18 protein-coding genes and 1 tRNA gene are annotated in these 25440 nt (G+C 71.7%); 9 read left to right on the top strand and 10 right to left on the bottom strand.

Features of this window, described 5'->3' with window-relative positions; all coding sequences use genetic code 11:
- Window position 1: 1 nt before the first annotated feature.
- Together xdhC and ACSSS0_RS07145 are read left to right on the top strand one after the other, a co-directional pair.
- Window positions 2-835 carry a xanthine dehydrogenase accessory protein XdhC gene (xdhC, locus tag ACSSS0_RS07150; protein ID WP_487230567.1) on the top strand — a complete coding sequence of 278 codons (834 nt, stop codon included), beginning with the start codon at window positions 2-4 and terminating at the stop codon, window positions 833-835.
- Window positions 832-2142, top strand: coding sequence for a guanine deaminase (locus ACSSS0_RS07145; protein WP_487230566.1), 1311 nt, complete (start codon window positions 832-834; stop codon window positions 2140-2142). The genes xdhC and ACSSS0_RS07145 overlap by 4 nt, the downstream gene beginning before the upstream one ends.
- A gap of 74 nt (window positions 2143-2216) precedes the next feature.
- Here the strand turns inward: ACSSS0_RS07145 and ACSSS0_RS07140 are convergent, their stop codons facing one another.
- From ACSSS0_RS07140 to ACSSS0_RS07130, 3 genes are all read right to left on the bottom strand, one after another.
- A complete protein-coding gene (locus tag ACSSS0_RS07140) occupies window positions 2217-3557 on the bottom strand; it encodes a nucleotide disphospho-sugar-binding domain-containing protein (protein WP_487230565.1) in 1341 nt (446 codons plus the stop codon).
- Entirely contained in the window at window positions 3554-5746 is a 2193-nt protein-coding gene (locus tag ACSSS0_RS07135; RefSeq protein ID WP_487230564.1) for a glycosyltransferase, read from the bottom strand. The genes ACSSS0_RS07140 and ACSSS0_RS07135 overlap by 4 nt, the downstream gene beginning before the upstream one ends.
- 136 nt (window positions 5747-5882) lie before the next feature.
- Window positions 5883-6869, bottom strand: a complete 987-nt coding sequence (locus tag ACSSS0_RS07130; protein WP_487230563.1) for a helix-turn-helix transcriptional regulator — start codon at window positions 6867-6869, stop codon at window positions 5883-5885.
- A gap of 234 nt (window positions 6870-7103) precedes the next feature.
- On the opposite strand from ACSSS0_RS07130, the gene ACSSS0_RS07125 reads away from it, so the two are divergent.
- The 3 genes from ACSSS0_RS07125 to ACSSS0_RS07115 all read left to right on the top strand — a co-directional run bounded on the left by ACSSS0_RS07125 (window position 7104) and on the right by ACSSS0_RS07115 (window position 13809).
- Complete coding sequence (locus ACSSS0_RS07125; RefSeq protein WP_487230562.1) at window positions 7104-10850, top strand: S8 family peptidase; 3747 nt, start codon at window positions 7104-7106, stop codon at window positions 10848-10850.
- 176 nt (window positions 10851-11026) lie between these two features.
- Window positions 11027-11677 (top strand): DUF1269 domain-containing protein, encoded by a 651-nt coding sequence (locus ACSSS0_RS07120; RefSeq protein ID WP_487230561.1) that lies wholly within the window; start codon window positions 11027-11029, stop codon window positions 11675-11677.
- Window positions 11678-12222: 545 nt separating this feature from the next.
- A complete protein-coding gene (locus ACSSS0_RS07115; RefSeq protein WP_435984696.1) occupies window positions 12223-13809 on the top strand; it encodes a ribonuclease J in 1587 nt (528 codons plus the stop codon).
- Between the two features lie 199 nt (window positions 13810-14008).
- On the opposite strand, the gene ACSSS0_RS07110 is transcribed toward ACSSS0_RS07115, so the two are convergent.
- Window positions 14009-14085 (bottom strand) — tRNA-Phe (locus ACSSS0_RS07110).
- Window positions 14086-14322: 237 nt separating this feature from the next.
- Between ACSSS0_RS07110 and ACSSS0_RS07105 the strand changes: the two genes are divergently transcribed.
- Complete coding sequence (locus ACSSS0_RS07105) at window positions 14323-14889, top strand: YceI family protein (RefSeq protein ID WP_435984697.1); 567 nt, start codon at window positions 14323-14325, stop codon at window positions 14887-14889.
- On the opposite strand, the gene ACSSS0_RS07100 is transcribed toward ACSSS0_RS07105, so the two are convergent.
- Together ACSSS0_RS07100 and ACSSS0_RS07095 are read right to left on the bottom strand one after the other, a co-directional pair.
- Entirely contained in the window at window positions 14890-15411 is a 522-nt protein-coding gene (locus tag ACSSS0_RS07100; RefSeq protein WP_435984698.1) for a hypothetical protein, read from the bottom strand.
- 150 nt (window positions 15412-15561) lie between these two features.
- Window positions 15562-16584 (bottom strand): M12 family metallopeptidase, encoded by a 1023-nt coding sequence (locus ACSSS0_RS07095; protein ID WP_487230560.1) that lies wholly within the window; start codon window positions 16582-16584, stop codon window positions 15562-15564.
- A 176-nt stretch (window positions 16585-16760) separates the two neighbouring features.
- Here ACSSS0_RS07095 and ACSSS0_RS07090 point away from each other — a divergent pair, with 176 nt between their 5' ends.
- Entirely contained in the window at window positions 16761-18197 is a 1437-nt protein-coding gene (locus ACSSS0_RS07090; RefSeq protein ID WP_487230559.1) for a GuaB1 family IMP dehydrogenase-related protein, read from the top strand.
- 19 nt (window positions 18198-18216) lie between these two features.
- Here the strand turns inward: ACSSS0_RS07090 and ACSSS0_RS07085 are convergent, their stop codons facing one another.
- On the bottom strand, window positions 18217-18993 hold the full coding sequence (locus ACSSS0_RS07085; protein WP_487230558.1) for a DUF4240 domain-containing protein: 777 nt from the start codon (window positions 18991-18993) through the stop codon (window positions 18217-18219).
- Window positions 18994-19138: 145 nt separating this feature from the next.
- Between ACSSS0_RS07085 and ACSSS0_RS07080 the strand changes: the two genes are divergently transcribed.
- Window positions 19139-20989, top strand: coding sequence for a hypothetical protein (locus tag ACSSS0_RS07080; RefSeq protein ID WP_487230557.1), 1851 nt, complete (start codon window positions 19139-19141; stop codon window positions 20987-20989).
- Window positions 20990-21020: 31 nt separating this feature from the next.
- Here ACSSS0_RS07080 and ACSSS0_RS07075 read toward each other — a convergent pair whose 3' ends face one another.
- The 3 genes from ACSSS0_RS07075 to ACSSS0_RS07065 are packed head-to-tail and all read right to left on the bottom strand — an operon-like array spanning window position 21021 to window position 24091.
- Window positions 21021-21713: an HAD family hydrolase gene (locus ACSSS0_RS07075; protein ID WP_487230556.1), complete on the bottom strand. Its 693-nt coding sequence runs from the start codon at window positions 21711-21713 to the stop codon at window positions 21021-21023.
- A 7-nt stretch (window positions 21714-21720) separates the two neighbouring features.
- Entirely contained in the window at window positions 21721-23007 is a 1287-nt protein-coding gene (locus ACSSS0_RS07070) for a fatty acid desaturase family protein (protein WP_487230555.1), read from the bottom strand.
- A gap of 13 nt (window positions 23008-23020) precedes the next feature.
- On the bottom strand, window positions 23021-24091 hold the full coding sequence (locus tag ACSSS0_RS07065; RefSeq protein WP_435984705.1) for a ferredoxin reductase: 1071 nt from the start codon (window positions 24089-24091) through the stop codon (window positions 23021-23023).
- A gap of 99 nt (window positions 24092-24190) precedes the next feature.
- Here ACSSS0_RS07065 and ACSSS0_RS07060 point away from each other — a divergent pair, with 99 nt between their 5' ends.
- Window positions 24191-25381, top strand: coding sequence for a PucR family transcriptional regulator (locus ACSSS0_RS07060; RefSeq protein WP_487230554.1), 1191 nt, complete (start codon window positions 24191-24193; stop codon window positions 25379-25381).
- Window positions 25382-25440 lie beyond the last annotated feature (59 nt).

Here is a 25440-nt window from a genome sequence, read left to right as displayed (position 1 = left end):
CGTGCACTGGCTCTCGGCAGTCCAGCGGCTGCGTGCGGACCGGGTCCCCGGGGTGCTCGTGACGGTCGCGGCCGTCCGCGGCCACGCCCCGCGCGAGCCCGGCGCCAAGATGGTCGTCTCGCCCGACGACATGTGGGGCAGCATCGGCGGCGGCAACCTCGAGGCGACGGCCGTCGAGCGGGCCCGCGCGATGCTCGGGCAGGGGCAGGCCGACCCCGAGCAGCTCGACCTCGCGCTCAACGAGCGAGCACCCGTCGAGCACGGCCAGCAGTGCTGCGGCGGTGAGGTGTCGGTGCTGCTCGAGCCACTGCCCGTCGTGCCCTCCGTGGCGATCTTCGGCATGGGTCACGTCGGCGCCGAGCTGGCGCGCATCCTGAGCCGTCACGACCTCGAGCTGCACCTCGTCGACGGCCGCGCCGACCGCCTCGCCCCGCCTCGCCTCGCCGCGCTGGACGACGCCGTGGCCGGCGTCCACGTCCACCACGCCCCCGTGCCGGAGCTCGTGCTCGGGCAGGTCCCGCGCGGCACGCACGTGCTCGTGATGACCCATGACCACGCCGAGGACGTCGCGCTGTGCGACGCCGCCCTGAGGTGCTCGCACCTGGGGTCGATCGGCCTCATCGGGTCGTCAGCGAAGTGGCGCCGGTTCGAGCAACGCCTTGCCGCAGAGGGTCATTCGGCGCAGGCGCTGAGTAGGATCACGACGCCGATCGGGGCGCCAGGGCTCACCGGCAAGAGCCCGGCGACCATCGCCGTGGCCGTCGCGGCCGACCTCCTCGCCGTCTTCGAGCGGGAGCGGCAGCTCGAGCGTCCGACACCGGGCCGGCGTCCGTGACGATCTTCCGGGCACGCGTGCTCGACACGCCGACGAGCCCCTTCGCCGGCGGCACGCTCCGGTCTGACGACGACTGCGGCCTCCTCGTCGGGGACGGCGTCATCACGGCGCGCGGCCCCTTCGACGTGGTGCGCGCGGACCACCCGGACGACCCGGTCCTCGACCTGCGCGAGGGTCTGCTCCTGCCCGGGCTCGTCGACACGCACGTGCACTTCCCCCAGGTGCGCGTCATCGGTGGGCTCGGCCTGCCCCTGCTCGACTGGCTGGACCGCTACGCCCTGCCGGAGGAGATGCGGCTCGCCGACGTCGACCACGCCCGGGGCGTGGCCCGTGACTTCGTGGCGGGGCTCGTCGACGCCGGGACGACGTCCGCGCTCGTCTTCGGGGCCCACCAGGCCCCGGCCGTCGACGCGATGTTCGAGGCCGCCGACCATTGGGGCCTGCGCGTCACGACCGGCCTCGTGACCTCGGACCGGCTGCTGCCCGAGCCACTGCTCACGACCGCCGAACGGGCCAACGCCGAGTCGCGCGACCTCGCGGCCCGTTGGCACGGCAAGGGCAGGTTGCGCTACGCCGTCACCCCGCGCTTCTCCCTCTCGGCGAGCGAGGCGATCCTCGAGGCCTGTGCCGCCACCTTCGCCGAGGTGCCCGGCGCGCTCTTCACCTCGCACCTCAACGAGAACCTCCACGAGATCCGTGAGGTCGCCGCGCTCTTCGGCGGAGCCTCCTACGTCGACACCTACGACCGCTTCGGCCTCGTCACGCCGAGGTCCGTGCTCGCGCACGACGTCCACCCGACCGATGCCGAGCTGAGGACGCTGGCCGAGCGCGGCGCCGCCGTGGCGCACTGCCCCACGAGCAACGCGGCGCTGGGCAGCGGGCTCTTCCCGCTCCGTCGGCACGTCGAGGCGGGGGTGCGCGTCGCCCTCGGCTCGGACGTCGGCGCCGGCACCGGCTTCTCGCTGTTCAAGGAGGGACTGCAGGCGTACTTCGTCCAGCAGCTCCTCGGCCCGGACGGGATGCTGCTGACCTCGGCGCACCTGCTCTGGCTGAGCACCGGGGCGGGCGCCGACGCGCTGGGTCTCGGTGACGAGGTGGGTGACCTCTCGGTCGGCAAGCAGTTCGATGCCGTCTGGGTGCTGCCCGAGCCCGGCGACCCGCTCGCCGTGGGCCTCGACAACGCGTCGTCCCCCGACGACGCGCTGTCCAAGGTCTTCGCGCTGGGGACGACCTCCGACGTCGGCGGCGTGTGGGTCGGGGGCGAGCAGATCGCCGCCGGCCGGTGGCGGAGCCCACGCCCCCGCTGACGTGGTCCCGCCCCACCGAGGGCGTATGCCGCCGCCCCACCGTCCGGGTCGAGGTCCCCCCGCTGGGGCGAGGCTCAGACCGTCGCGGGACCGCTGCCGTCGGCGGGGGCCGTCTGCCGCGTCAGTGCGTCTCGGGCCCGTCGGGGTCCCGGGTGCTCGCGCAGCGACGCGCCCAGCCGGTGCAGCCCAGCGCGGTCCACGGAGTCCGCGTGACCCATCAGGCGCTCGGCGGCCGAGCGGATCGCAGCGGCGTCGGTGCGGTTGGGGTCGAGCACCTCGCCCAGCCGCTGCTGCTCGACGGCGGCGGCGCCGGCGAACTGGTCGGTGGAGAGGGGGAGCAGCAGCAGGGGGACACCGGCCGTCAGCGACTCGGTGACGCTGTTGTTGCCGCCGTGCGAGACGGCCACGCACGCGTGACCGAGCAGGGTCACCTGCGGGAGCATCTCGCGTACGAGCCACGACTCGGGGAGTGCACCCAGCAGGGCACGCGGCGTCGACCCGTGGGCCAGGGCGACGCGGACGTCGAGCGGGCGCAGCGCCTCGACGATCGTCGCGAGCAGGTCCGACCGGGCGGAGAGGAAGCTGCCGAGGCTGACGTAGACGACCGGCTCGTCGCTGCGGCCGAGCCACTCCTCGACCTGCTCGTCCGGGGCCTCGGCCCGCACCGCGGAGCCGAGGAAGGTGTGGCGCGGGAGCAGCGAGGTGCGGTGGCGGTCGTGCAGCGCCGCGGGGTAGTTGAGCATCAGGACGTCGCCGGTCTCGGCGAAGGCGTCCACGCTCGACGGGGCCCCGGGCGACAGCTGCGCCAGCGCGCTGTTCCACTGCGCCGTGAAGTCGTCGCGCACCTGCTCCGAGAGCCGCCGCAGCTCGGCGAGGGCGTCCGACCCGGGCGTGAAGGCACGGGGCCACGCCGGTGGGTAGCCGTACACCTCGTCGCCGACGGTGAGGGCGGACGGGTGTCCCAGCACGACGTCGGCGTGGCTGGTTCCCCTGCTGGCGAGACCCAGTCGGGCACCGAAGGCGAGGTGGTCGACGATGATCGTGTCGGGGCGCACCCGGTCGACGACGTCGTGCACGGCCCGGGCCACGCCCACGGCGTTCCAGAGGAGGTCGTCTCCGCGCGCCCGCGCCTGGTAGGCGAGCGTCTCGACGGCGCCGAGCCTCGTCGCCTCGAAGAACCCACGGAGCGAGTCGTCCTCACCGGCCGGCTGCTCCTCGGCCCGGATGACGCCAGGGTTCGAGCCGCGCCCCAGCTGCAGGTGCTCGCGCTCGTAGCCGAAGGCGGTGACGAGGGCGTCGGTGGCCGTGCCGGTGGCGACGACGACGCGCTCACCCGCGTCACGCCAGGCCGTCGCCAGGGTGGCGAGCGGGTAGAGGTGGGACGCGTAGTCGGGGCTGATGACGAGGAGCGTCACGAGGCTCCCTCCACGGCGTCGGACAGGCGCGGCCCGCCCGCTCGCTGTGGCGCCACCTGACGGTAGACCGCGGCGAGCGACGCGGCCATCGTGTCGATGCCGAACCTCGTGCGCACCATGTCCCGGGCCTGCTCCATCCGGGCGTCGGCGTCCGGTGCCGCGGCGAGGTCGAGTGCGGCGTGGGTCGCGCTCGCGAGGGCGGCGGTGGTGGACGTGTCGGCGAGGATGCCCGTCTCCCCGTGGGCGACGTAGGTCGCCGGGCCCCCGCCGGCGGGCGCGACGACGACGAGCCCGACGGCCATCGCCTCGAGGATCGCGATGCCGAACTCCTCCTTGAGGCTCGCGCTCACGTAGACCCCGGGCGTCGCCGTGTCGCCCGGTCGTCCGCGCAGTCGTGCGAGCCACGCGATGGTCGTCGCGTTGGGGCGGTGCCCCGCCACGAGCAGCCCCTGGTCGGCCGCCTCGCCCGCAGGCACGAGGGCGTCGATGCGGGCCAGCTCGGCGGCCTCCTCGTCGCTGGGCTGGTCGAGGTCGCCGCCCACGACGAGCAGGTTGCAGCGCTCGCGCAGCCGGGCGTCGTCACGCCAGGCCTGCACGAGGGTCGCCATGCCCTTGACGGGGTTGAGCCGACCGACCGACACGATGGTCGGCAGGGCCCGGCGGTCCTCGGGGAGCGTGTCGAGGAGGGAGTCGAGCTCGTCGAGGGCCGCGGCGACGCCGGACCCGTGGCGGCGTCCGGACCCGTCCAGGGTCTCGCCGACGATGCGGTCGACACCGGCCACGTCGATGCCCTCACCGACGACGCCGAGCCGCTCTCGCTGCACGTCGATGTCGATCCCGAGGTAGCGCCGCAGGTCGTCGCCGACCTGTGGGCGCGGGAAGAGCACGAGGTGGGAGGCGCGCGCAGCGAGGTCGCGGAGCAGCTGGTCGCGGAACCACAGGTGCTCCACGAGATCGGCCTCACCGAACCCGGCACGGGTCAGCGTCCCGGCGCGGTCCCGGGCGTCGATGAGGGCCTGGGGGTCGGGCGCGACGGTCAGCACCATGGGGATGCCGAGCTCGTCCGCCGCCTCGGCGGCTGCCATGGACCCGACGTCGGCCATCCGCAGGTGGATCGCGTCGACACGACCGGCGGCCCGGAGGACCCGGCGGATCCCGCGGCGCGCCGCGACCCGCGCCGGCCACGCCCGGGCCACCCCGAGAGGCCCTGACAGCGGCACCCTGGCGTAGTGGTGGCCCGTCGCGAGCAGCGAGGAGCCGACGTGGCCTCCGGGTGCCGCCGACGGACGCCCCAAGGGGAACTGGGCCGGGTCGGGGCTGCCGCCCGACATCGTGATGACCCGAGCCACCGCGGGGTCGCCTCGCAGCAGGGCGTCCCCGAGGTGCACGAGCAGCGTGGCGATGCCACCGGTGTCGCCCCGGCCGGAGTGGTGCAGCTGCCCGTCGATGTCGGAGTGCAGGAAGAGCTGCACGACGGTCAGCCCGTCGGGCACGGGTGGTGCCGGGGCCGGACGCAGGTCGAAGAGGGCGAGCCGGGCGGTCTGGGCCAGCGGGCCGACGGTGCGGGCCAACGCCACGAGGAGCGCCTCGGCGCTCTTGTCGGCCGCGGGTCCGTCGCCGAGGGCTGCCGTCGCGGCCGCACGCACGGGGAGCGCCTCGGTGTCGTCGGCCCCGAGAGCCATGAGGGCCGTCGTGGTCGCTGCGCCGGGCACCAGCCCCAGCGTCTCGGCCAGTCGGGCGCGGCCGTCGTCGTCGGCCGTGGCCGCCAGACCGGTCAGCAGGGCGTCACGCACCCGGTCCGGCTGTTGCGCCGCCCAGCTCTCGAGGGTGCGCTGGGCCAGCATCCCGGTGAAGCCGCCGTCGCGGGTCGCACCGACGAGGTGGGGCAGGGCGTCGTCGACGGGAGCCGTGCGCCGCAGCGCGTCGAGCGCGTGCTCCGCCACGTGGGGCTGCCCATCAGCCACCAGGCGTGCGAGCACCGATGCCGAGGTGGGGTCGTCGCAGACGCCGAGTGCGTGGACGGCAGCGAGGACGGTCAGGGGATCGTCGGAGAGCGTGGCCGAGGTCAGGTCACGGATGGCGTCACCGTCCTCCTGCGCGGTGACGTCGGCGAGCGTCGACGCTGCTCGCATGGCTTCGAGGAGGGTGGGAGCGGTCCGGACCGCCTCGAGCGCGGAGCGGGGGTCCATGATGCCGACCCTAGGCGTCGGACCACAAGAATGTACAAACCTTGTCCAACGTTGGGCGAGCGAGCCGGGCACCGGCGATCGCCCGAGGGTCGGAGCGGGTCGTCGCCGGTCGTCATCAGGCGCGCCTTCCGTGGCCCTACGGTCGCCGGAGCCAGCCCTTCTCGTGTGCCGCCCAGCCCAGCTGGATGCGGCTGTTGGCACCGGTCGCATCCATGAGCGAACGGACGCGGCGCTGGACGGTGCGCAGCCCGACGTCGAGCTGCCGCGCGACCAGGACGTCGGACGCGCCAGCGATGAGGAGGGAGAGCACCTGGAGGTCGGTCTCGTCCGGGCCCGGGGCGGTCTCCACGAGCTCGTCGCTCTCCGGTGAGGCGAAGTTGAGCGGCCAGGCGTCGCGCCAGACGAAGTCGAAGAGCGACAGGAGGGACTGGACGAGCCCCGTCGAGTGGATGACGAGGGCGGCCGGCTCCGGGGAGTCGGCATCGAGGGGCACCATCGCAGTGCGTCGGTCGGCGATGACGAGCTTGGTCGGGACGCGGTCGCTGATGCGGACCTCCTCGTCGCGGCGTATCACCGCCACGAGCTCGGTCTGCGACGTCTGCTCCAGCACGTCGCGCTCGAGCACGACCCGGTACCGCACGCCGCGGGCGGCTGCGATGTCCTCGGCCTGGTTCTCCGACGCCGTCACGGCCGTGGGGTTGTCGGTGACGAGGACACAGACCTCCTCGACGGCGCCCAGCTGCAGCTGGTGGAACCGCTGACCGACCGCGCCGGCCCCGACGACGACCTCGACGAGGTCGTGGACGCTCCCCGCAGCATCGGTACGGTGCGCCTCCGCCAGCCGCGCGGCCAGGAGCTCGGCCTGGTCGAGCTCGTGACGGCGGTCGTTGAGGAGGGCACGCAGCGCGATCCCCGGTGGTGCCGCCACCCAGCGGCCGGGCGTGGCGGCCGCCTGTGCGACGAGTCCCATGCGCTCCAGCCCGACGAGACCCTCCTCGACCTCCGCGCCCGCGAGCTGGCAGCGGTGGGTCAGGTCGTCGACGCTCGTGCCGCCCAGCCCCACCAGCGTGCGGTACAGCGTCGACTCGGCCGGGCCGAGACCCAGCGCTGCAAGGGCGTCCACGCCGGCTCCTTCCCGTAGGTCTCACCTCGTCCGGGCGGGTGGCGCACCTGCGCCATGACACATAACCGCCGCACGCACATTCTTCCGGACAAACCCGCTCCTCCGGCACTGTGGCTCGCGACGCCGGAGTCCCACTCCCCTGCGTCACCCTCACGCAGCGTGACCCGAACAGCGGGCTCGCGCCCCATCCCCCGGAGGACCAGCATGCGCCCCATCTGGCGTCACACCCTAGGGGTGGCAACGGTAGCCATCGTTGCCGCCACCGCGGCCGCCCCCACCTCGGCCTTCGGCCAGGACTCGGGTGCCACACCGCGTCCGATCGTCGGATCGTCCGCTGCCCACGCGGCGAGCGGCTCCCCCAAGACCGTCACCCTGATCACGGGCGACAAGGTCCTCGTCACCGGGGCAGGCACCGACGCCCCGATCGCCACCGTGCTGCCGCGCGAGGACGGCACCGTGCCTTCCGTCGAGACGCGCCGGGTCGGCAAGGACGTCTACGTCTATCCCGCTGACGCCGTGGACGCCCTGGCCTCGGGCAAGGTGGACGAGGAGCTCTTCAACGTGACCGGGCTCGTCGCCATGGGCTACGACGACGCCAGCACCGACAGCGTGCCGGTCATCGCGCGCTACACCACCGACCTCAGCCGGGCACGCTCGGCACCGGTCACCCCGAAGGGCGCGGCCAAGGGCCAGACGCTGCACTCGATCGACGGCATCGCGCTCAAGGCCGGCAAGGCGCAGGCCGCCCGCTTCTTCGCCGACGCGACGGACCCGTCCACCGCGGCGGGTGCCAAGATCGAGAAGATCTGGCTCGACGCCAAGGCGTACGCCACCCTCGACCAGTCGACCAAGCAGGTCCACGCCGACCTGGCCTGGGCCGAAGGCCTCAAGGGGGCCGGCACGAAGGTCGCCGTCCTCGACACCGGCGCCGATGCGGAGCACCCCGACCTGCAGGGCCGGATCGTGGCCTCCCAGGACTTCACCGGCTCAGCGGGTGGAGCACTGTCGGACGTGCACGGCCACGGTACGCACACCGCCTCCACGGTCGGCGGCTCCGGTGCGGCGAGCGACGGCGCCAAGAAGGGTGTGGCCCCCGAGACGCAGCTGCTCATCGGCAAGGTGCTTGGTGACAACGGCGGTGGCTCCGACTCGATGATCATCGGCGGCATGGAGTGGGCGGTCGCGCAGGGCGCCGACGTCGTCTCCATGAGCCTGGGCAGCAACGGGGCTCCCGCGGCCTGCGACGACCCGATGTCGGCCGCTGCTCAGGAGCTCGCCTCCACCAGCTCGAGCCTCTTCGTCATCGCTGCAGGCAACACCGGCTCGGCGAACAACACGGTCTCTGCTCCGGGTTGCGCTCCCGCCGTGCTGACCGTTGGGGCGGTCGACCGCCAGGACGTGCCGGCGTGGTTCTCCAGTCGCGGCCCCACCGCGGTCGACCACACCCTCAAGCCGGAGATCTCGGCACCCGGCGTCGGCATCTCCGCCGCACGCTCGGGCGGCCGCGGCGACAACGCGTACGTCGCCATGTCGGGCACGTCCATGGCGACGCCGCACGTCGCCGGTGCTGCGGCCATCGTCAAGCAGGCGCACCCGACGTGGACCGGCCAGCAGCTCAAGGCGGCGCTCGTGTCGTCGGCGAAGTCCGATGTTCCCGGTGACGTCCGCGCGCAGGGTGCGGGTCGCCTGGATGTCTTCGCCGCCGTGAAGGCACCGGTCGCCACCATGCCGGTGCAGGCTGGCACCTTCGCGTGGCCGCACACGAGCGCCCAGGTCACGACCATCGGCGTCCCCTACGCCAACGTCACGGACCACCCGGTGACGCTCCAGCTGTCCGTTGCCGGTGTCACCGGTGACGACGGTTCCACCGTCAAGTCGGCGCCGGCGGTCCTCGGGGCCTCGTCGGTGACCATCCCAGCGGGTGTGACGGTCACCGTCCCGCTGAAGGTCGACCCGACCGCCAAGCTCGCGGCCGCACAGTACGGCGACGTCACGGGTCGCATCGTCGCCACCGGCGACGCCACGGTGTCGACGCCCTTCTCGCTCTACGTCGCTCCGGAGACGGTCCAGCTCACGGTGCGCGCGAAGGACCGCCTCGGCAACCCGGCCAACGCCGGTTCGAGCATCGACGTCATCAACATCGACTCGTTCAAGGGCCAGCGTGCCTTCAACAACGGTGCGGCGGAGCAGACGTTCCAGGTGCGTCCCGGTACCTACTTCCTGTCGAGCTTCGTCAGGACCCCGGACCCGACGTACCTGACCCCGGGCACGGTCGGCTCCATCGCGTACTTCGGTCGCCCGGAGATGACGATCACTGCCGACACGACGGTCGACTTCGACGCGACGAAGGCGCACCTGCTGTCGGTCAAGACGGACCGGCCCAGTGTGGCCAAGGCATCCGTCCTCTCGTTCTCCCGCACATGGGACGACACGTGGATCCACTCGGGTTCACTCAGCGCGGGCCTCACCGCGACCGCCGTGTATGCCGACGTGCAGGGCACCGCGAAGGAGGGCACCTGGGAGTTCGGTGACTGGTCGCGTCGCTACGCGCCCGTGGTGGAGTCCATGTCGGTCATCGGCGGCCCCGTGCTGCACCCGATCGCGGCGCCGAACGCGGCACCGGGCCTCGACGGTGTCGGCACCGCCGGCCTCGTCGACGGCGGCACCGGCTCGTTCTTCGACCCGGCCCGCGTGAGTGGCAAGGTCGTGCTCGTCAAGGTCAGCACGGGCGGTATCTCCCCGTCGATGGTCAACCGGGCCCGCGCGGCCGGTGTCAAGGCCCTGCTGGCGTATGCCCCGGCTCCCGGGAAGTGGCTGCCGGTCACCGGCTTCACGCCGCTCAGCGTGGGCACCTACTCCCTGCCGATGGCAGAGGGCGACCAGCTCCAGGCGCTCCTTGCCACCGCCCCCGGCGGTGAGCAGACGCTCTCCTGGAAGGCGACGGCCAGCAGCCCGTACGTCTACAACCTCGGCTTCACCCAGTCGACCCCGCTGACCGACGACAAGACCTTCGTCGTGCAGGACCAAAAGCTGGGCCGAACCGATGCCGACTACAAGGGCGTGGGCGTCGACACCCCGCTCCTGGACTACGTCTACGCCGGCCGCGACAACGGGGTCGCCTTCGGTGTCTCCGCCTACGAGGCCGTCAACGTGGCGACCAGGCGCACGGAGTTCTACACGGACGGCGGCACGAAGTGGTTCCACTTCCTCACGTCGAGCTTCCCCTTTGGAGAGGCGATGGCCGACGCCTGGCGCAGCTACCCGGCCGGGAGCGTCCGCAGCGACAGCTGGTACGGCGGCATCATCGCCCCGGCAGCCATCAAGAACGACCAGGGCGTCGAGCAGCTGACCGCCGAGCGTCAGGGTGGCCTCATGGGCTTCGCCCCGCAGATGTGGGGCGACGACTTCGGGCACGTGGCCAACCCGGGCAGCTTCGGTGACGAGGGCAACCTCACGCTGCGCCGCAACGGCGTGGAGATCGGCTACAGCTACTACCCGAACGGCGTCTTCGAGGTCCCGGCCGAGGACTCGGCGTACGAGCTGGAGCTGAACACCGGCAAGTTCGGGGGTCCGGCGCGTCAGTGGGCTCGCTCGACCGAGGTCAAGACGACGTGGGGCTTCCGCTCCGCGCTCGACCCGGACACCTTCTCGGTCGGTCTCCCGCTGCTCTTCCCGCGGGTCGGTCTGCCCGAGGGAGGCAGCAAGACCCTCGCAGCCTCGGCCGGGCAGGTGCTCCCGATCCGGGTCACCGGTCACGGTGGCTACGCCCCCGGTGACATCGTCTCGGCGAAGCTCGCCTTCTCGTACGACGGTGGCACGACGTGGACGAACGCCACGGTGTCCAGCAACGCCGGGGCGTGGAGTGCGGTCGTCGACCACACAGGTGCCGGCGGCAAGACGGTCACCACGCGGGTCGAGGTGACCGACAGCAAGGGCGCCACCGTGACGCAGGTCGTCAAGGCCGCCTACGTCGTGCGCTGAACGGAGCACGACAGAGCTGCCAGGCGCGCAGGCCGCCCATCTCCCCGGAGGTGGGCGGCCTGCCTCTTGTCAGCGAGCCGCTGCCCGTGGCTTCTCAGGAGTAGGGTCCGAAAACACACTGGCGCGACCGGTGCTCGTCAGGCCGGCGGCGTCCACCCCTGACCCAGGAGGCGTCGATGTCCGAAGTCCCGAACACACCCGATGAGGCCGATGTCACGATGTCCGGCGGGGCGGTGTACGACGGTGCATACACCCTGCTGATCGCTGAGTTCTCGGACACCGGAACGGCGCAGGACGCCTACGAGGCGCTCAAGGAGGTTGAGGACGGCCGGCACGTCCAGATCGAGGGTGTCATCGTCGTCAAGCGGACGGCCGACGGGCAGCTGGAGATCCAGAAGGCCACCGACCACACCACCCGACGTGGCCTGACGTGGGGCGTCGTCGGCGGAGCCGTCCTCGGCCTCATCTTTCCGCCGACGATTCTCGCCAGCGCCGCGGTTCTCGGCGCTGCGGGGGCCGCCGCCGGCAAGGTGGGCCAGCTTCACCACCGCAGCGAACTGTCGCATGAGCTCGAAAATGCCGTCGAGCCCGGCCACTCTGCCATCGTCGCCCTGGTCTCCGACCCCGCGGTCGTCGAGTTGCGGCGGGCGCTCGCGACGGCCGACGCCATCGTGGAGTCCGCCGTCGACCACGTCGTCGCGCAGGACGTCAAGGCTGCGGCCAAGGAGGCCAAGGAGGCCGAGGAGGCCGAGGAGGCGGGGGCAGTAGCGGGAGCGAGTGCGGACGGGTCCGAGAAGCAGGGTGAGCCGGAGCGGACCGACACGTAGTCGAATCGGCGGTCACCCGAGCCTCCCGACAGGACACCCGGGCACGGCAGCACTGAGCCGCCCGCCGATCGCCACGTACGGCGGCAACTACGACACTGCTCGTTCGGCATCCTGACGCCGATACAGTTCGACGTGCGAACGCCGATCACCGTGGCCTGAGAATCCGCACCAGCGACTCCACGAGACGCGGAACGGGACACGCTGTGACCTGCCTCCCGTGACATCCGCGCGTCTGCCGGTGTGAGCACCTGACACCTCGGTCTCGTCGCCATCCCGCCGTTGCTCAGCACGAGAAGGATCACCATGACACCGCATCTGTTCACCGCAACCACCCGGCTGGCGTCCGGGCAGGCCCCAGCAGGCTCGGACCGCCAGGCCGTGAGCGCCCGTCCCGGGAGTGGCCTGTGAGCGCGGGTGGCGGTCGCCGCCCTCAGTCTCGTGGGCGGGGACGCGGCTCCCGGCGATCGCCCCAGGACCTCCCCACGCTGCCGCGTGACGGCCTTCGGATCGTTCCCCTTGGTGGACTGGGCGAGATCGGCCGCAACATGACGGTCTTCGAGCACGCCGGGCGGCTGCTCGTCGTCGACTGCGGCGTCCTCTTCCCCGAGGAGCACCAGCCGGGCGTCGACGTGATCCTGCCGGACTTCTCCTGGATCCGGGACCGTCTCGACAAGGTCGACGCGATCGTGCTCACGCACGGCCATGAGGACCACATCGGCGGCGTGCCCTACCTGCTGCGCGAGCGACCGGACATTCCCGTTGTCGGCTCACGCCTCACGCTCGCGTTCCTCGAGGCGAAGCTCCAGGAGCATCGCATCACCCCGGTCACCGTGCAGGTGAGCGAGGACGACCGGCGCACCTTCGGCCCCTTCGACTGCGAGTTCGTTGCCGTCAACCACTCGATCCCCGACGGGCTCGCCGTCGCGATCCGCACGTCAGCGGGCCTCGTCCTGCACACCGGCGACTTCAAGATGGACCAGTTCCCGCTCGACGGTCGGGTGACCGACCTGCGCGCTTTCGCCCGCCTCGGGGAAGAGGGCGTCGACCTCTTCCTCGTCGACTCGACGAACGCGGAGGTCCCGGGCTTCACGGTGTCGGAGGGCGAGCTGTCCCCCGCGATCGAAGCGGTGTTCCGGACGACACCGGGACGGGTCATCGTGTCTAGCTTCGCCAGTCACGTGCACCGCATCCAGCAGGTGCTCAACGCGGCCCGCGACCATGGACGGAAGGTGTCCTTCGTCGGTCGGTCGATGGTGCGCAACATGGGCATCGCCGCCGACCTCGGCTACCTGGACATCCCCCCGGGCCTGGTCGTCGACCTCAAGCAGCTCGAGCGCCGGCCCGCGAACGAGATCGCCCTGATCTGCACCGGGTCGCAGGGCGAGCCCCTGGCCGCCCTGTCGAGGATGGCCAGGCGAGACCATCCCATCCGCGTCGCCGAAGGTGACACCGTGCTGCTCGCCAGCTCCCTCATCCCGGGCAACGAGAACGCCATCTACCGCGTCATCAACGAGCTCACCCGCTGGGGCGCCAACGTCGTTCACAAGGGCAACGCCAAGGTGCACGTCTCCGGCCACGCCAGCGCCGGCGAGCTCGCCTACTGCTACAACATCGTCCAGCCCTCCAGCGTGCTCCCTGTCCATGGGGAGTGGCGCCACCTGCGCGCCAACGCCGACATCGCGGTCCGCACCGGCGTCGACCCCAAGCGCGCCCTCATCGCCCACGACGGCGCCGTCATCGACCTCGTCGACGGCCGGGCGACGATCGCCGGCACAGTCCCCGCCGGCCTGGTCTACGTGGACGCCATGACGGTCGGCGGAGCGACCGAGGAGTCGCTCCACGTCCGCCGCACCCTCGCCGAGGAAGGGGTCATCACGATCGTCTGCATCGTCGATCCCGACACCGGCAAGCTCACCGAGGAGCCCGACTACCTCGCCCACGGGTTCGAGCACGAGCCCGGCGACTTCGCCCAGGCCACCCCGGCCATCCAGAAGGCGCTCACCACCGCCACCAAGGAGGGCATCGAGGACATCGAGCAGGTCGAGGAGCTCGTCCGCCAAGCCATGTCCACCTGGGTCCACCGACAGGCCCGCCGCAGCCCCCTCATCATCCCCGTCATCGTCGACGCCTGAGCCTCCCTCAGGCAGAGCGCGGGACCGATCACTCCTGCACGCACGGGAGCCAGGGGAGGGAACCCACGACCTCACGGGCCGCAACAGGACAGCATGCGCCCGTCCCGAGGGCAGCAACGTGCGCCTGCCCATTGCTCTTGCCGCTCGGCGGCCACGACGAAGCCACAGGTCAGAGGGATCTGAACCTGCGGCTTCGGGGTGGTGGCCAGGGGCGGGGTCGAACCGCCGACCTTCCGATTTTCAGTCGGACGCTCGTACCAACTGAGCTACCTGGCCGGGACAACGAGTGGAACTATAGCCGACCCCTCAGGGCATCTCGCAAACCGCCCGCGGGTGGCGCCCGCGGGGCGCGTGCGGGATGGTCAGCGGGTATGGACAGGTCGGCCGTTCGGGGGCCCGAGGCCGGGTCCGCCCTCCGCACTTGCCAACGAACGAGGCGATAGTGAAAGATTCAAGCACCCTGGGTCGTGAGAGGATGCCGCGACTCATCCATCGACCCGCAGGGGAGAGACCATGACCGACCACGGATCCGCCTTGAGCGGGGACTGGGACTTCGACCCGGCCCACACCCGTATCGGCTTCTCGGCCCGGCACGCGATGGTGACGACGGTCCGCGGCTCCTTCAACGACGTGACCGGTCGCCTCTACGCCGACCTCGACGACATGGCCAAGTCCTACGCGGAGGTCGTCCTCAAGGCCGCCAGCGTCGACACGCGCAACCAGCAGCGCGACGACCACCTGCGCAGCGCCGACTTCTTCGACGTCGAGAAGTGGCCCGACATCCGCTTCGAGAGCACGCAGATCGAGGAGGTCGAGGAGAACGCCTACATGGTCTCCGGCAACCTGACGATCCGCGACGTCACCAAGCCCGTCACGATCCCGATCGAGCTCATCGGCGTGCAGACCGACGCCTTCGGCGCGCTCCGTGCCGGCTTCGAGGGCTCGCGCCGGATCAACCGTCGCGACTTCGGCCTCGAGTGGAACATGCCGCTCGACGCCGGCGGCGTGCTCGTCTCGGAGAAGATCTCGCTCGAGTTCGAGATCTCCGCCATCAAGCGCGGCAGCGACCAGCAGGGCTGATCAGGCCGCGGGACCCTTGGTGCGCACGTCCGCGACGTGCGACATCGCCTCCCGCAGCTCGCCGAGCCAGTCGCTCTCGTGCTGGCCGACGAGCTTGACGCACCAGGCCAGGGCCTCGGCCCGTGACCGGGCGACGCCGGCGTCGACGAGCGTGTCGAGGACGAGCCGCTCGGGCTGGCGCAGGCGAGTCATCGCCGGGGCGGCGACGTGCGTGAACAGCTCGGTGCGGTCGCCGACGCGCACGGCCCACGACACCTTCCGCTCGAAGCGGTGCTCGGCCTCGCGGGCGATCTCGATGCGGCGGCCGCGGGTGTCCTCGCGGAACGCCTTGGTGCGGCCGGCACGCGCCTCGTCGCGCTCGGCGTCGCTCGACCCGTCGGGCAGGTCGACGTCGGCGACGGTGAGGACGACGGTGATCTCCTCGCGGTCGACCGTGATCTCGGGTGGCGTGCTGCGCCACTCCTCGGGCAGGCGGCCGACGAACCAGCCGCGCACCCGCTCCAGTGCTTCATTCGTAATCATGTAATCAGGATTACTCCATTACGGGCGAGCGTCAACGGCTTACGCCGGAGGCGAAGCGCGAGGACGTATGCCGTCGGGTGGCGTGCGGACGGCATACGTCCTCGGTGGAGGGGCCGTGGAGGGGCTGTGGGTGCGAGCGGTCCGAGCCGGTCAGCGCCGGCGCGCTCGGATCGAGTAGGAGCCGGTCCCGCTCGGCCGGTAGTGGCGCACCTGGGCCACGTAGCGACCGGGGGTCAGTCCGGCGCGCACGCGCGCGTTGACGCCGTAGCCGCTGTCGTCGTCCTCGCCGACGAGGTCGGTCTCGCTGTCCGGACCGAAGAGCGAGAGGTAGACGTCGGTCGAGCCGCGGGTCGTCACCTCGTAGAGCCCGTCGCTCGCGACGTCGAAGGCGTAGAGGTCCTCCTCGCCGGCGGCGCCGATCGAGCCCTCGACCTTCGGGCCGTCGACCGTCAGGGTCGTCGCGTCGGTGACGACAGGAGCACCCTTGGGATACATGGCTGCTCCCGCGACGAACGCCTTGTCGAGCGACGACAGGTCGTCGTTGGCGTGCGTCGCGACGCCGTTGAGGGTCCACGTCGCCGGGAACGCGTAGAGCATGATCGAGTCGGGGTCGAACTGCGTCCCCTTGATCTGGTCGAGCGCGTACTTCATGAAGACGTTGTGGCGCACCTTCGCCTCGTCCCAGCGGTTCGGGGGTCCGGCGAGGGCCGCGATGACGACTGGCTCGTTCCACTGGATGCCGCCCTGCGGGTTCGAGTGCTCGTGGGCGAGGCCGATGGCGTGACCGAACTCGTGCCCCGCGGTGCCGCCGTCGAGGAAGCCGAGGTTCATCGTCGCCTCGTCGCTCGGGATGCTCTTGTTGTCGGTGCCGACGTAGGACCAGGCGCCGTCGCTCGGGTCGAAGGAGATCCGGAGGTCGGCGTTGAGGTGGTCGCCGAAGTCGAAGGAGATGTTGCACGCGGCCTGCCACCACGCGGCCTGCTCACGCGCCTTGGCCTGCTGCGCGGGCGTGCCCTCGAGGAAGCGGACCTTGAGCGTCGTGCCGTTCATCCACGCCTTGCCGATGGGCGATATCGCGCGGTCCGCGCCGTCCGGGCCGCGCTCGCGCCGGTGAGGGCGCATCAGGTCCTTGGGAAGGATCCGGTCGAAGCACACGTGCGGTGCATCCGTCATGGCGTTCCCCCAATCGATCCGGGGCGCAGTCGCGTCCACCGTCCATCGTCCTCCTGCGCGGGCGCCCGCACAGGAGAACGGGCGTATGCCATCCGGCCGCGTGCCGGGGGCCGGTGCCGTGGGCGTGGGGTCGTCCGGTGCGGTCTGCCCGGCTCGGGCGCCTAGAGTTGGTGATCGTGCAGTTCCTCAACGGCCTCCAGCCCCAGCTCGACCTCACCTACGACGACGTCTTCATGGTCCCGAGCCGCTCGTCGGTCACGAGCCGCCTCGACGTCGACCTGTCGACCGTCGACGGCTCCGGCACGACGATCCCGCTCGTCGTCGCGAACATGACCGCGATCGCGGGTCGCCGCATGGCCGAGACGGTGGCCCGCCGCGGCGGCATCGCCGTCATCCCGCAGGACATCCCCGTCGAGGTCGTGCGCGACGTCGTCGGCTGGGTCAAGGGGCGCGACCTCGTCCACGACACGGCGATCACGCTCGAGCGGCACATGACCGCCGGCGAGGCGCTCATCCTCATCGGCAAGCGCGCCCACGGCGCCGCAGTCGTCGTCGACGGTCCCAAGCCCGTCGGCATCGTCACCGAGAAGGACCTCACCGGGGTCGACCGCTACACGCAGGTGCACGACGTCATGCACGAGGACATGGTCGTGCTGCCCGACTCCATCGACCCGCAGGAGGCCTTCGAGCGACTGTCGGCGGCCCGGCGCAAGGTCGCGCCCGTCGTGTCCGAGCACGGGGAGCTCGTCGGCATCCTCACCCGCGGCGGCGCCATCCGGGCCGGGCTCTACCAGCCTGCCGTCGACGACGCACAGCGCCTGCGCGTGGCCGCCGCGGTCGGCATCAACGGCGACGTCGCGGCCAAGGCCGCCGAGGTGCTCGACACCGGCGCCGACGTCCTCGTCATCGACACGGCCCACGGACACCAGGACAAGATGCTCGACGCGCTGCGTGCGGTCCGGGCCCTCGACCCGCGCGTGCCGGTCGTCGCCGGCAACGTCGTGTCGGCTGCCGGCACGCGAGAGCTCATCGAGGCCGGTGCCGACGTCGTCAAGGTCGGGGTCGGCCCCGGCGCGATGTGCACGACCCGCATGATGACGGCGGTCGGTCGGCCGCAGTTCTCCGCGGTCCTCGAATGTGCCACGGCGGCAAGGGAGCTCGGCAAGCACGTGTGGGCCGACGGCGGAGTCCGCCACCCCCGCGACGTGGCCCTCGCGCTCGCCGCCGGCGCCTCCAACGTCATGATCGGCTCGTGGTTCGCCGGCACGCTCGAGTCGCCCGGCGACCTCTACACCGACAACGACGGCCGCCAGTACAAGGAGTCCTTCGGCATGGCGAGCAGCCGCGCGGTGCGCAACCGCACGGCCACCGACACCGAGTACGACCGCGCCCGCAAGGCCCTCTTCGAGGAGGGCATCAGCACGGCCCGGATGTACATCGACCCCGCGCGCCCGTCGGTCGAGGACGTCATCGACCAGATCGTGGCAGGGCTGCGCAGCAGCTGCACGTATGCCGGTGCGCGCACGCTCGAGGAGTTCCACGAGCGGGCTGTCGTCGGGCTCCAGAGCACGGCGGGCTTCGCTGAGGGACGTCCCCTCCACACCTCCTGGTGACGCGGGTGCCCCGGTGGCCTCAGCGTCGGACGATCGGCGCCGGACCGTCGGCGGGCGAGCCGCCCACGTAGGCCGCCGCGAGGCGCGGGAAGCGGGCGAGCCGCTGGGCGTCGTCGAGCCGGGTGCCTGACGGCTCGTCGTAGACCGAGTCGCCGACGGGCACGCCCGACCCCTCGGCGTACGGGTCGCGCCCGGTCTGCGCCGACCAGGCGTCGAGGGCGACGCCCTCGAACGACTCTGCGGCGCCGACCTGCTCGTCGTCGTCCGGTCCGTGCGAGGCAAGGGAGTCCGGGTCGGCGACGAAGGCGTCGTAGACCTCTCGACCCTGGGCCAGCACCCACGTGCGGAAGCTGACGAAGACGTCCTGGCTCGTGGAGCCCATCACCGTCTCGGCGGCTGCGTGGTGCAGGAAGGTGTTGGACCGACCCATCTGCCGCACGAGCTCGCGCTCGAAGGTGAGGACCTCCTCCGGGGGCAGCGCCGACAGGGCGTCGTAGAGCGACTCGGCTGCGGCGGCGGGATCCGCGGAGGCGGCCCGGTCCACGAGCTGCCAGAACCGGTCCGTGTCCATGGCGCGTCCCTTGTCGTCGGTCGAGGGTGTCGCACGCCCGGAGGGTGCGTCGGTGGCGACGGCAGTCTCCGACGCCGGGGCGTAGGAGAACCACCCGCCGCCGTCCATCGTGGTCGGTGCGACCGGCGTGGCGGACCCGCCGGCACCCGCGGGTGTCCCACAGGATGCGATGCCCGCGGCCGTCACCGCCATCAGCAGCGGGAGGGCTCGTCGCATCGTCGGCATGTCGCGAAGTGTGCCACGCGCGGGCACCCCGGCGATGGCACGGCGTCGACGGCCCTGATGAGCGTGGGGTCTTGCCCACTGAGGCCCGCGGTCCCTAGCATCGGCCCGCGCGGCTGTCGCGTGCACGAGCACACAGGGGTGAGACATGCGCGCGAGCCGCGTACTGGGCCAGGTCGTCGCTGCGCTGGCGGTCCTCGTCGCGACGGTCACGTCGCCGCCGGTCGAGTCGGCGCAGGCCAGCCCGCCCTCCGGGGTGGCGCCGCGCAGCGTCCCGACGGTGACCGCCGCCGCCGACCCCGTCTGGAGCGCGCCGGTCACGGCGATCCCGGACCGCGGCCGGCCGAGCGACGTCTCGTGCCCGACGACGACGTGGTGCATGGCGGTCGACCTCTCCGGCCGGGCCATGACCTTCAACGGCAGCACCTGGACCGCCCCCAAAGTCGTCTTCCCCCGCGTCGACGGCCAGAACCCCGACGTCCGCGCCGTCTCGTGTCCGACGACGTCCTTCTGCCTCGCGGTGTCGGCATTCGGCTACGGCGTCTACCGCTCGGGCGCCTGGACGGTCGTGCCGTCGGCGCTCGCCCCGTTCCGGACCGTCAGCTGCTACAGCTCGAGCCGCTGCGCGGTGGTCGCCGGCAACGACCAGTCCGCTCGCCGCATCGGCTACTGGAACGGCTCGACGATCACTGGCGTCGTCACCGCCCCGTGGGCCTCGCGGGTCGATGCCGTGGTCTGTCCGTCGGCGGCCGTCTGTCACGGGATCGGTGTCGCCAGCACGGGTGCCGCGATCGCTCTGAGGTCCTCGGGTGCGCAGTGGGTTGCCTCCTTCCTCAACCAGACGAGCGTCGACTCCACGTTCGACCTCTCGTGCACGTCGGCGACCTTCTGCCTCGCGACGAGTGGCACGTCGTACCGCACGTGGCGGTGGAACGGGGCCTCGTGGCGCTATGCGGGACAGGCCCAGAACGGCATGCTGCTCGAGGCCAACTCGCTGTCGTGCACCTCGGCGACGTCGTGCCAGGCCGTCGGCGACGAGCGGGTCGGTCGCTGGAACGGCTCGTCCTGGACGATCCGGAGCATCGCGTCGGTCTACGGCGCGACCTACGCCGTCGACTGCCCGTCCTCGTCCACGTGCGTCGTCGTCGACAACCGCGGCCACTTCTGGCGCGGAGGCGGCTCCACGTGGACCGCCGCACGGACGTTCGACCTCTCGTCGCAGTGGGTCGCAGACCTGTCCTGCCCGACGACCACGTTCTGCATGGCCACCGACTACCTCGGCAGCGCGGTTCGCTGGAACGGCAGCGCGTGGACGGGGACGGTGCGGCTCGGGACGTATCCGTCATCCGTCGACTGCCTCTCGGCGACGTGGTGCATGACGGTCGACCAGCAGCAGGGCACGTCGCGGCTGTGGACGGGTGCCTGGGCTCCGGCGGTCACGTTCGACACCGTCAACCCGTGGACGGACGTCGCGTGCGCCTCGACCACGGCGTGTTTCGTCTTCCAGTCTGGAGACGTGCGTCGCTGGAACGGCAGGACGTGGTCGGCGCCCTCGACGCTGTTCCCGACCTCAGCCGTCAGCGAGTCGACCTGCGCAGGTCCGCGCTTCTGCATGGCCATGACCTGGGACGGTGACTACCGCACCTGGAACGGCTCGAAATGGTCGTCCCTACGGCGCTCGGGCCTGAACTCCCCGATTCGCCTCACGTGCGCCTCGAGCACCTTCTGCATGGACGACTCTGACTCCGGCCGCTACTACTCGACGTTCAACGGGACCACGTGGTCGGTGCGTCGGACGCTTCCCGACCATCTCGACACCCTGTCCTGCCCGAGCGCGACGCGTTGCCTCGGCAGCTCCTACGACGGGAGCGTCCACGTCTGGAACGGGTCGTCCTGGTCGCGGTCGTCGAGAACCCTGCCTTTCCAGGCGATCAGGCTCGACTGCGTCAGCACCTGGTGCATGGCCGTCGGCTACGAGAAGTCGAGCTGGACCCTCTGACCGGGCCGAAGGGCATACGACCTCGGGCTGGTCAGTGGCGCTTGCGGCCGACCTCGACGATGCGCCAGCCCCGCTCGCGCGCGAGCTCGCGCAGCTCACGGTCGGGGTTGACCGCGACGGCCTCCCCGACGCGCTCCATCATCGGCAGGTCGCTGACCGAGTCGCTGAAGGCGGCGCACCGCTCGAGGTCGTAGCCGCGCTCGGCTGCGAGCTTCTCGATCTCGATGACCTTGCCTGCGCCGTAGCAGAACTCACCCGTGAGGTGCCCCGTGTAGCGGCCCTCCTCGTCGAGCTCGCTGCGCGTGGCGACGGCCCCCTCGAGCCCGAGCGCCGTCGCGATGCGGCTGACGAGCTCGATGGGGGAGGCCGACACGACGATGCGGTCGTGGCCGACGGCGCGTGCCTCGGCGAGCAGGCCCATCGAGGCCGGGATGGCCTTGCGCACGATGCCCGGGACGATCGCGTCGGTCAGGTGGATGATGTCGGACTGCGGGATGCCGGCGACCGCCCTGAGGATGCGCTCGCGCAGCGCCTCGGAGCCCTCGTCGGTGGATCCCTTGCGGTGGAAGGAGATCGCGTTGACGGTGTCCTTGACGAGGTCCTTCCACGGCACGTGACCGCCGCGGAAGGCAGCGATCGCGAGCGGGTAGTTGGCGGATCCTCTGATCAGGGTGCGGTCGAGGTCGAAGAAGGCGGCCGTCGGCACCGGTCGTGCTGACGACATGGCCGCCTCAGCCGACACTGGCCACCATCGGCAGTGCGGAGCGCCGCGGCGGGACCGGGGCGTTGACGGCGTGGGCGGCGTTCTTCGGCAGGGGGCGCGGCCGGTTCGGCAGGGCGAGGCGGAAGACCTTGGCCCACGCCTGGTAGACCTGCTTGGGCAGCGGGCCGGTCGTGTACGGCAGGCCGTAGCGCTCGCAGATCTCGCGCATCTCGACGGCGACCTCGTGGTAGCGGTTGCTCGGCAGGTCGGGGAAGCAGTGGTGCTCGATCTGGTGGCTGAGGTTGCCGGTCATGATGTGCATGAGCTTGCTGCCCGAGATGTTGGCCGAGCCGAGCATCTGGCGGATGTACCAGTCGCCGCGGGTCTCGCCCTCGATCTCCTCCTCGGTGAAGGTGTCGACGCCGTCGGGGAAGTGGCCGCAGAAGATGACCGAGTGCGCCCAGACGTTGCGGATCGCGTTGGCCGTGAAGGTGCCGATGAGGGCCTGCTTGCCCGACCCGAAGGGGACGGCGGCGAGCGGGGTCGCGGCGTAGTCCTTGGTGAACTGGCGAACGACCTTGCGGCCCATGGCCTTGAGGTCCTTCTTGAGGTCGTCCTTGGACTTCTCGCCGTCCTTGACGGCCTCGAGCTCGAGGTCGTAGATCGCGATGCCCCACTCGAAGAAGGGCGCGAGGATCATGTTGTAGAGCGGGTTGCCGAGGTTGCCCGGGTGCCAGGGCTGGCCCTCGTCCATGCGCAGGATGGAGTAGCCGACGTCCTTGTCCTTGCCCAGCACGTTGGTCCACGTGTGGTGCAGGTCGTTGTGCGTGTGCTTCCAGGCAGCCGCCGGGGTGACGAAGTCCCACTCCCACGTCGTGGAGTGGATGTCGGGGTCGCGCATCCAGTCCCACTGGCCGTGCAGGACGTTGTGGCCGATCTCCATGTTCTCGAGGATCTTCGCGACGCTGAGCATCGCGGTACCGGCGACGAACGCCGACTTCTTCTTCGACAGGAGAAGCGTCGCGCGCCCGGCCACCTCGAGGGTGCGCTGGATGCGGATGACGCGGCGGATGTAGGCCGCGTCGGAGGCGCCGCGCGTCGCGATGACGCGGTCGCGCAGGGCGTCGAGCTCCTTGCCGAGCTGCTCGACGTCGGCGTCGGAGAGGTGCGCGGCGGCGCTCGGGCGCTTGGCGGGGCCGCCGGACGCCGCGAGGACCGGCTTGCGCGTCCGGGTCGTCGGGGCGGTGCCCTCGGCGACATCGGTGGCCTCGGCCTCGAGGGGCGTCGTGGTCGGTCGGTTCGTGGTGGCAGTCATGGTGGTTCCCTTCTCAGATGTCCAGGTGGACGGGTCCGGCGGCTGCGTTGACACAGGTCTGGATGAGCTCGCCCTCGTCGCCGTGGACCTCACCGGTGCGCAGGTCGCGGACCTTGCCGGCGACGAGCGGGACGAGGCAGCTGCGGCAGATGCCCATGCGGCACCCGCTCGGCATGACGACGCCGCAGTCCTCGCCGGCCTCGAGGAGGGGGACGTCGCCGCCCGCCTCGACCTCCTTGTCGGACTTCTCGAAGGTCAGCAGCCCGCCCTCGCCGCCGGATCCCTCCAGCAGGACGGGCGCGAAGCGCTCGATGGTGAGGTTCGTGTGCGTGGCGTCGTCGCCGTCGCGCAGCCACAGCTCGGTGGCCGCGTCGAGGAAGTCGGTCGGACCGCAGGCGTATGCCGCCCGCTCGCGCCAGTCGGGACAGAGCGTCTCGAGGTCGGTGACGTCCGAGAGGTCGAGCCGCCGCGAGCCCTCCTCGCGCGTGAACCAGTGGCGGACCGTGAGGCCGGGGAACTGGTCGGCGAGCTCGAGCAGCTCGTCGTGGAAGAGGGCGTCGTCGCGGGTGCGCGCCGAGTGGACGAGCACGACGTCGGCGTCGGGTCGTCGCGGCACGAGCGTGCGGATCATCGACATGACCGGCGTCAGCCCGCTGCCCGCCGTCAGCATGAGGAGGGGACGGGGGTGCTCGGGGAGCACGAAGTCGCCCTGCGGGGTGTCGAGGAAGAGGATGTCGCCGACCTTGGTGCTGCGAGCGAGCGCCGTCGACACGAAGCCGATCGCGGTGACGGTGATGGCGGGGTCGTGGCCGACGGCGGCCGACAGCGAGTAGCTGCGCCACTGGCGCACGCCGTCGATCTCGACGCCGATGCGGGCCCACTGGCCGGCGGCGTGGGGGTTCCAGCCGCGGCCGGGCCGGAAGTGGATCGTCGTCGAGTCGGGGGTCTCGCGGACCACCTTCGTGACGACCCCGCGCAGCTGTCGCGCCGACGCGAGCGGGTTGACCAGATTGATGATGTCCTCGGGCGCGAGAGGGGTCGTCAGGATCGACGCCACACGCCGGAGAGCTCTGATCTGGGTCATCCTCCTATGGTCGTCGCCGAAGCCCCTCGGGATCTTGGGGCGGCGCGTACTCTTTGAGAAAGGAAACTATCGCGTGACGACAAAAGGTGGGAGGTCGAAGTGGCGCAGGACACGTCAGACCCGCCGTGGTTGTCTCTGCCAGCCGAAGTCACGACCGTGCTTCGCCCCGTCGTCGGCGACATCGTCGAGGCCATCATCGAGGGCATACCCCGTGACGTGCCGGTCTATGCGATGCCGATGGAGGGTCGTTTCGGGCAGGGCGTCCGTCGGGGCGTGACGGTGGCGCTCAACCGCTTCCTCGACCTGCCGGGGACGCGCCTCACGGCCTTGTCCGACGACGGGAAGTGGGTCTACGAGAACCTCGGTCGCGGGGAGGTGCGTTCCGGCCGGAGCCTCGAGTCCCTCCTCGCCGCCTACCGCTACGGCGCGCGCGTCACCTTCCGCGCGATCTCGCGCACCGTCGACGTGTCGCAGCTGCCGCCCGACGTGCTGCTCTCCCTCGGCGAGTCGCTCTTCGCCTACATCGACGAGCTGTCCGCGGCGAGCGCGCAGGGCTACGCCCAGGAGCAGTCCGAGCGCGCCGGTGAGCAGCTGCGGCTGCGCGGTGAGCTGCTCGAGATGATCCTGCGCGGCGACTCGAGCGACGGCGGCGTGGCGCGGCTGGCCGCAGCCGTGGGCTGGACCCTGCCCGAGGTCGTCGTCGTCGCCCTCGTGCCCTTCCCGCACGTCGACGGGCTGCGCGGGTCGCTGGGCCCCGACGGCCTCGTCGCCGAGCGAGGCGCGGACGTCGTCGTCGTCTTCCCGTTCGTCAGCCGCAAGGCGCGTCGGCGCGACCTGGAGCGGGCCCTGCGTGGGCGGCGCGCCATCGTCGGCCCGGCCCGCCCGTGGCAGCAGGCGGGCGAGTCGCTGCACCTCGCGACGTCGGCGGGGGCGCACGGGGTCGCGCCCGGCTCGGACCGGCCGCACGGCGACGCCGCCCCCGTCTGGGTCGAGGACCACCTCGCCGAGCTCGTCGTCCTCGCCGAGCCGCTCGCCACCGATGACCTCGCGCGCACCCGGCTCGCACCGCTCGACGGGCTGAGGCCGGCCGTGCGGGAGCGCCTCACCGAGACCCTCCTGTCGTGGCTGCGCCACCAGGGACAGCGCGCCCCGATCGCCGCCGAGCTCTTCGTCCACCAGCAGACCGTGGGCTACCGCGTCGCCCAGCTCAAGGAGCTCTTCGGCGACGCGCTCGACGACCCCGAGGTCCGGTTCGAGCTCGAGCTGGTGCTGCGCGCCGGCCACCGCTGAGGTCGCGGACCCGCGGGAGCCGGCCGGACGGCATACGCCCTCGGAATGGTCCTGCGCGA

The sequence above is a fragment of the Terrabacter sp. R4-6 genome, assembly GCF_057529065.1.
The sequence above is the reverse complement of the archived record's forward strand: the minus strand, read 5'-3'. Positions and strand labels throughout refer to the sequence as shown.

Coding starts and splice junctions, on each gene's coding strand:
- ACSSS0_RS07135 (WP_487230564.1), bottom strand. CDS start 5,746: ATGGACCCCCGCTCCGCGCTCGAGGCGGTCCGGACCGCTCCCACCCTC.
- ACSSS0_RS07120 (WP_487230561.1), top strand. CDS start 11,027: ATGTCCGAAGTCCCGAACACACCCGATGAGGCCGATGTCACGATGTCC.
- ACSSS0_RS07115 (WP_435984696.1), top strand. CDS start 12,223: ATGACGGTCTTCGAGCACGCCGGGCGGCTGCTCGTCGTCGACTGCGGC.
- ACSSS0_RS07105 (WP_435984697.1), top strand. CDS start 14,323: ATGACCGACCACGGATCCGCCTTGAGCGGGGACTGGGACTTCGACCCG.
- ACSSS0_RS07100 (WP_435984698.1), bottom strand. CDS start 15,411: ATGATTACGAATGAAGCACTGGAGCGGGTGCGCGGCTGGTTCGTCGGC.
- ACSSS0_RS07095 (WP_487230560.1), bottom strand. CDS start 16,584: ATGACGGATGCACCGCACGTGTGCTTCGACCGGATCCTTCCCAAGGAC.
- ACSSS0_RS07085 (WP_487230558.1), bottom strand. CDS start 18,993: ATGCCGACGATGCGACGAGCCCTCCCGCTGCTGATGGCGGTGACGGCC.
- ACSSS0_RS07080 (WP_487230557.1), top strand. CDS start 19,139: ATGCGCGCGAGCCGCGTACTGGGCCAGGTCGTCGCTGCGCTGGCGGTC.
- ACSSS0_RS07075 (WP_487230556.1), bottom strand. CDS start 21,713: ATGTCGTCAGCACGACCGGTGCCGACGGCCGCCTTCTTCGACCTCGAC.
- ACSSS0_RS07070 (WP_487230555.1), bottom strand. CDS start 23,007: ATGACTGCCACCACGAACCGACCGACCACGACGCCCCTCGAGGCCGAG.
- ACSSS0_RS07065 (WP_435984705.1), bottom strand. CDS start 24,091: ATGACCCAGATCAGAGCTCTCCGGCGTGTGGCGTCGATCCTGACGACC.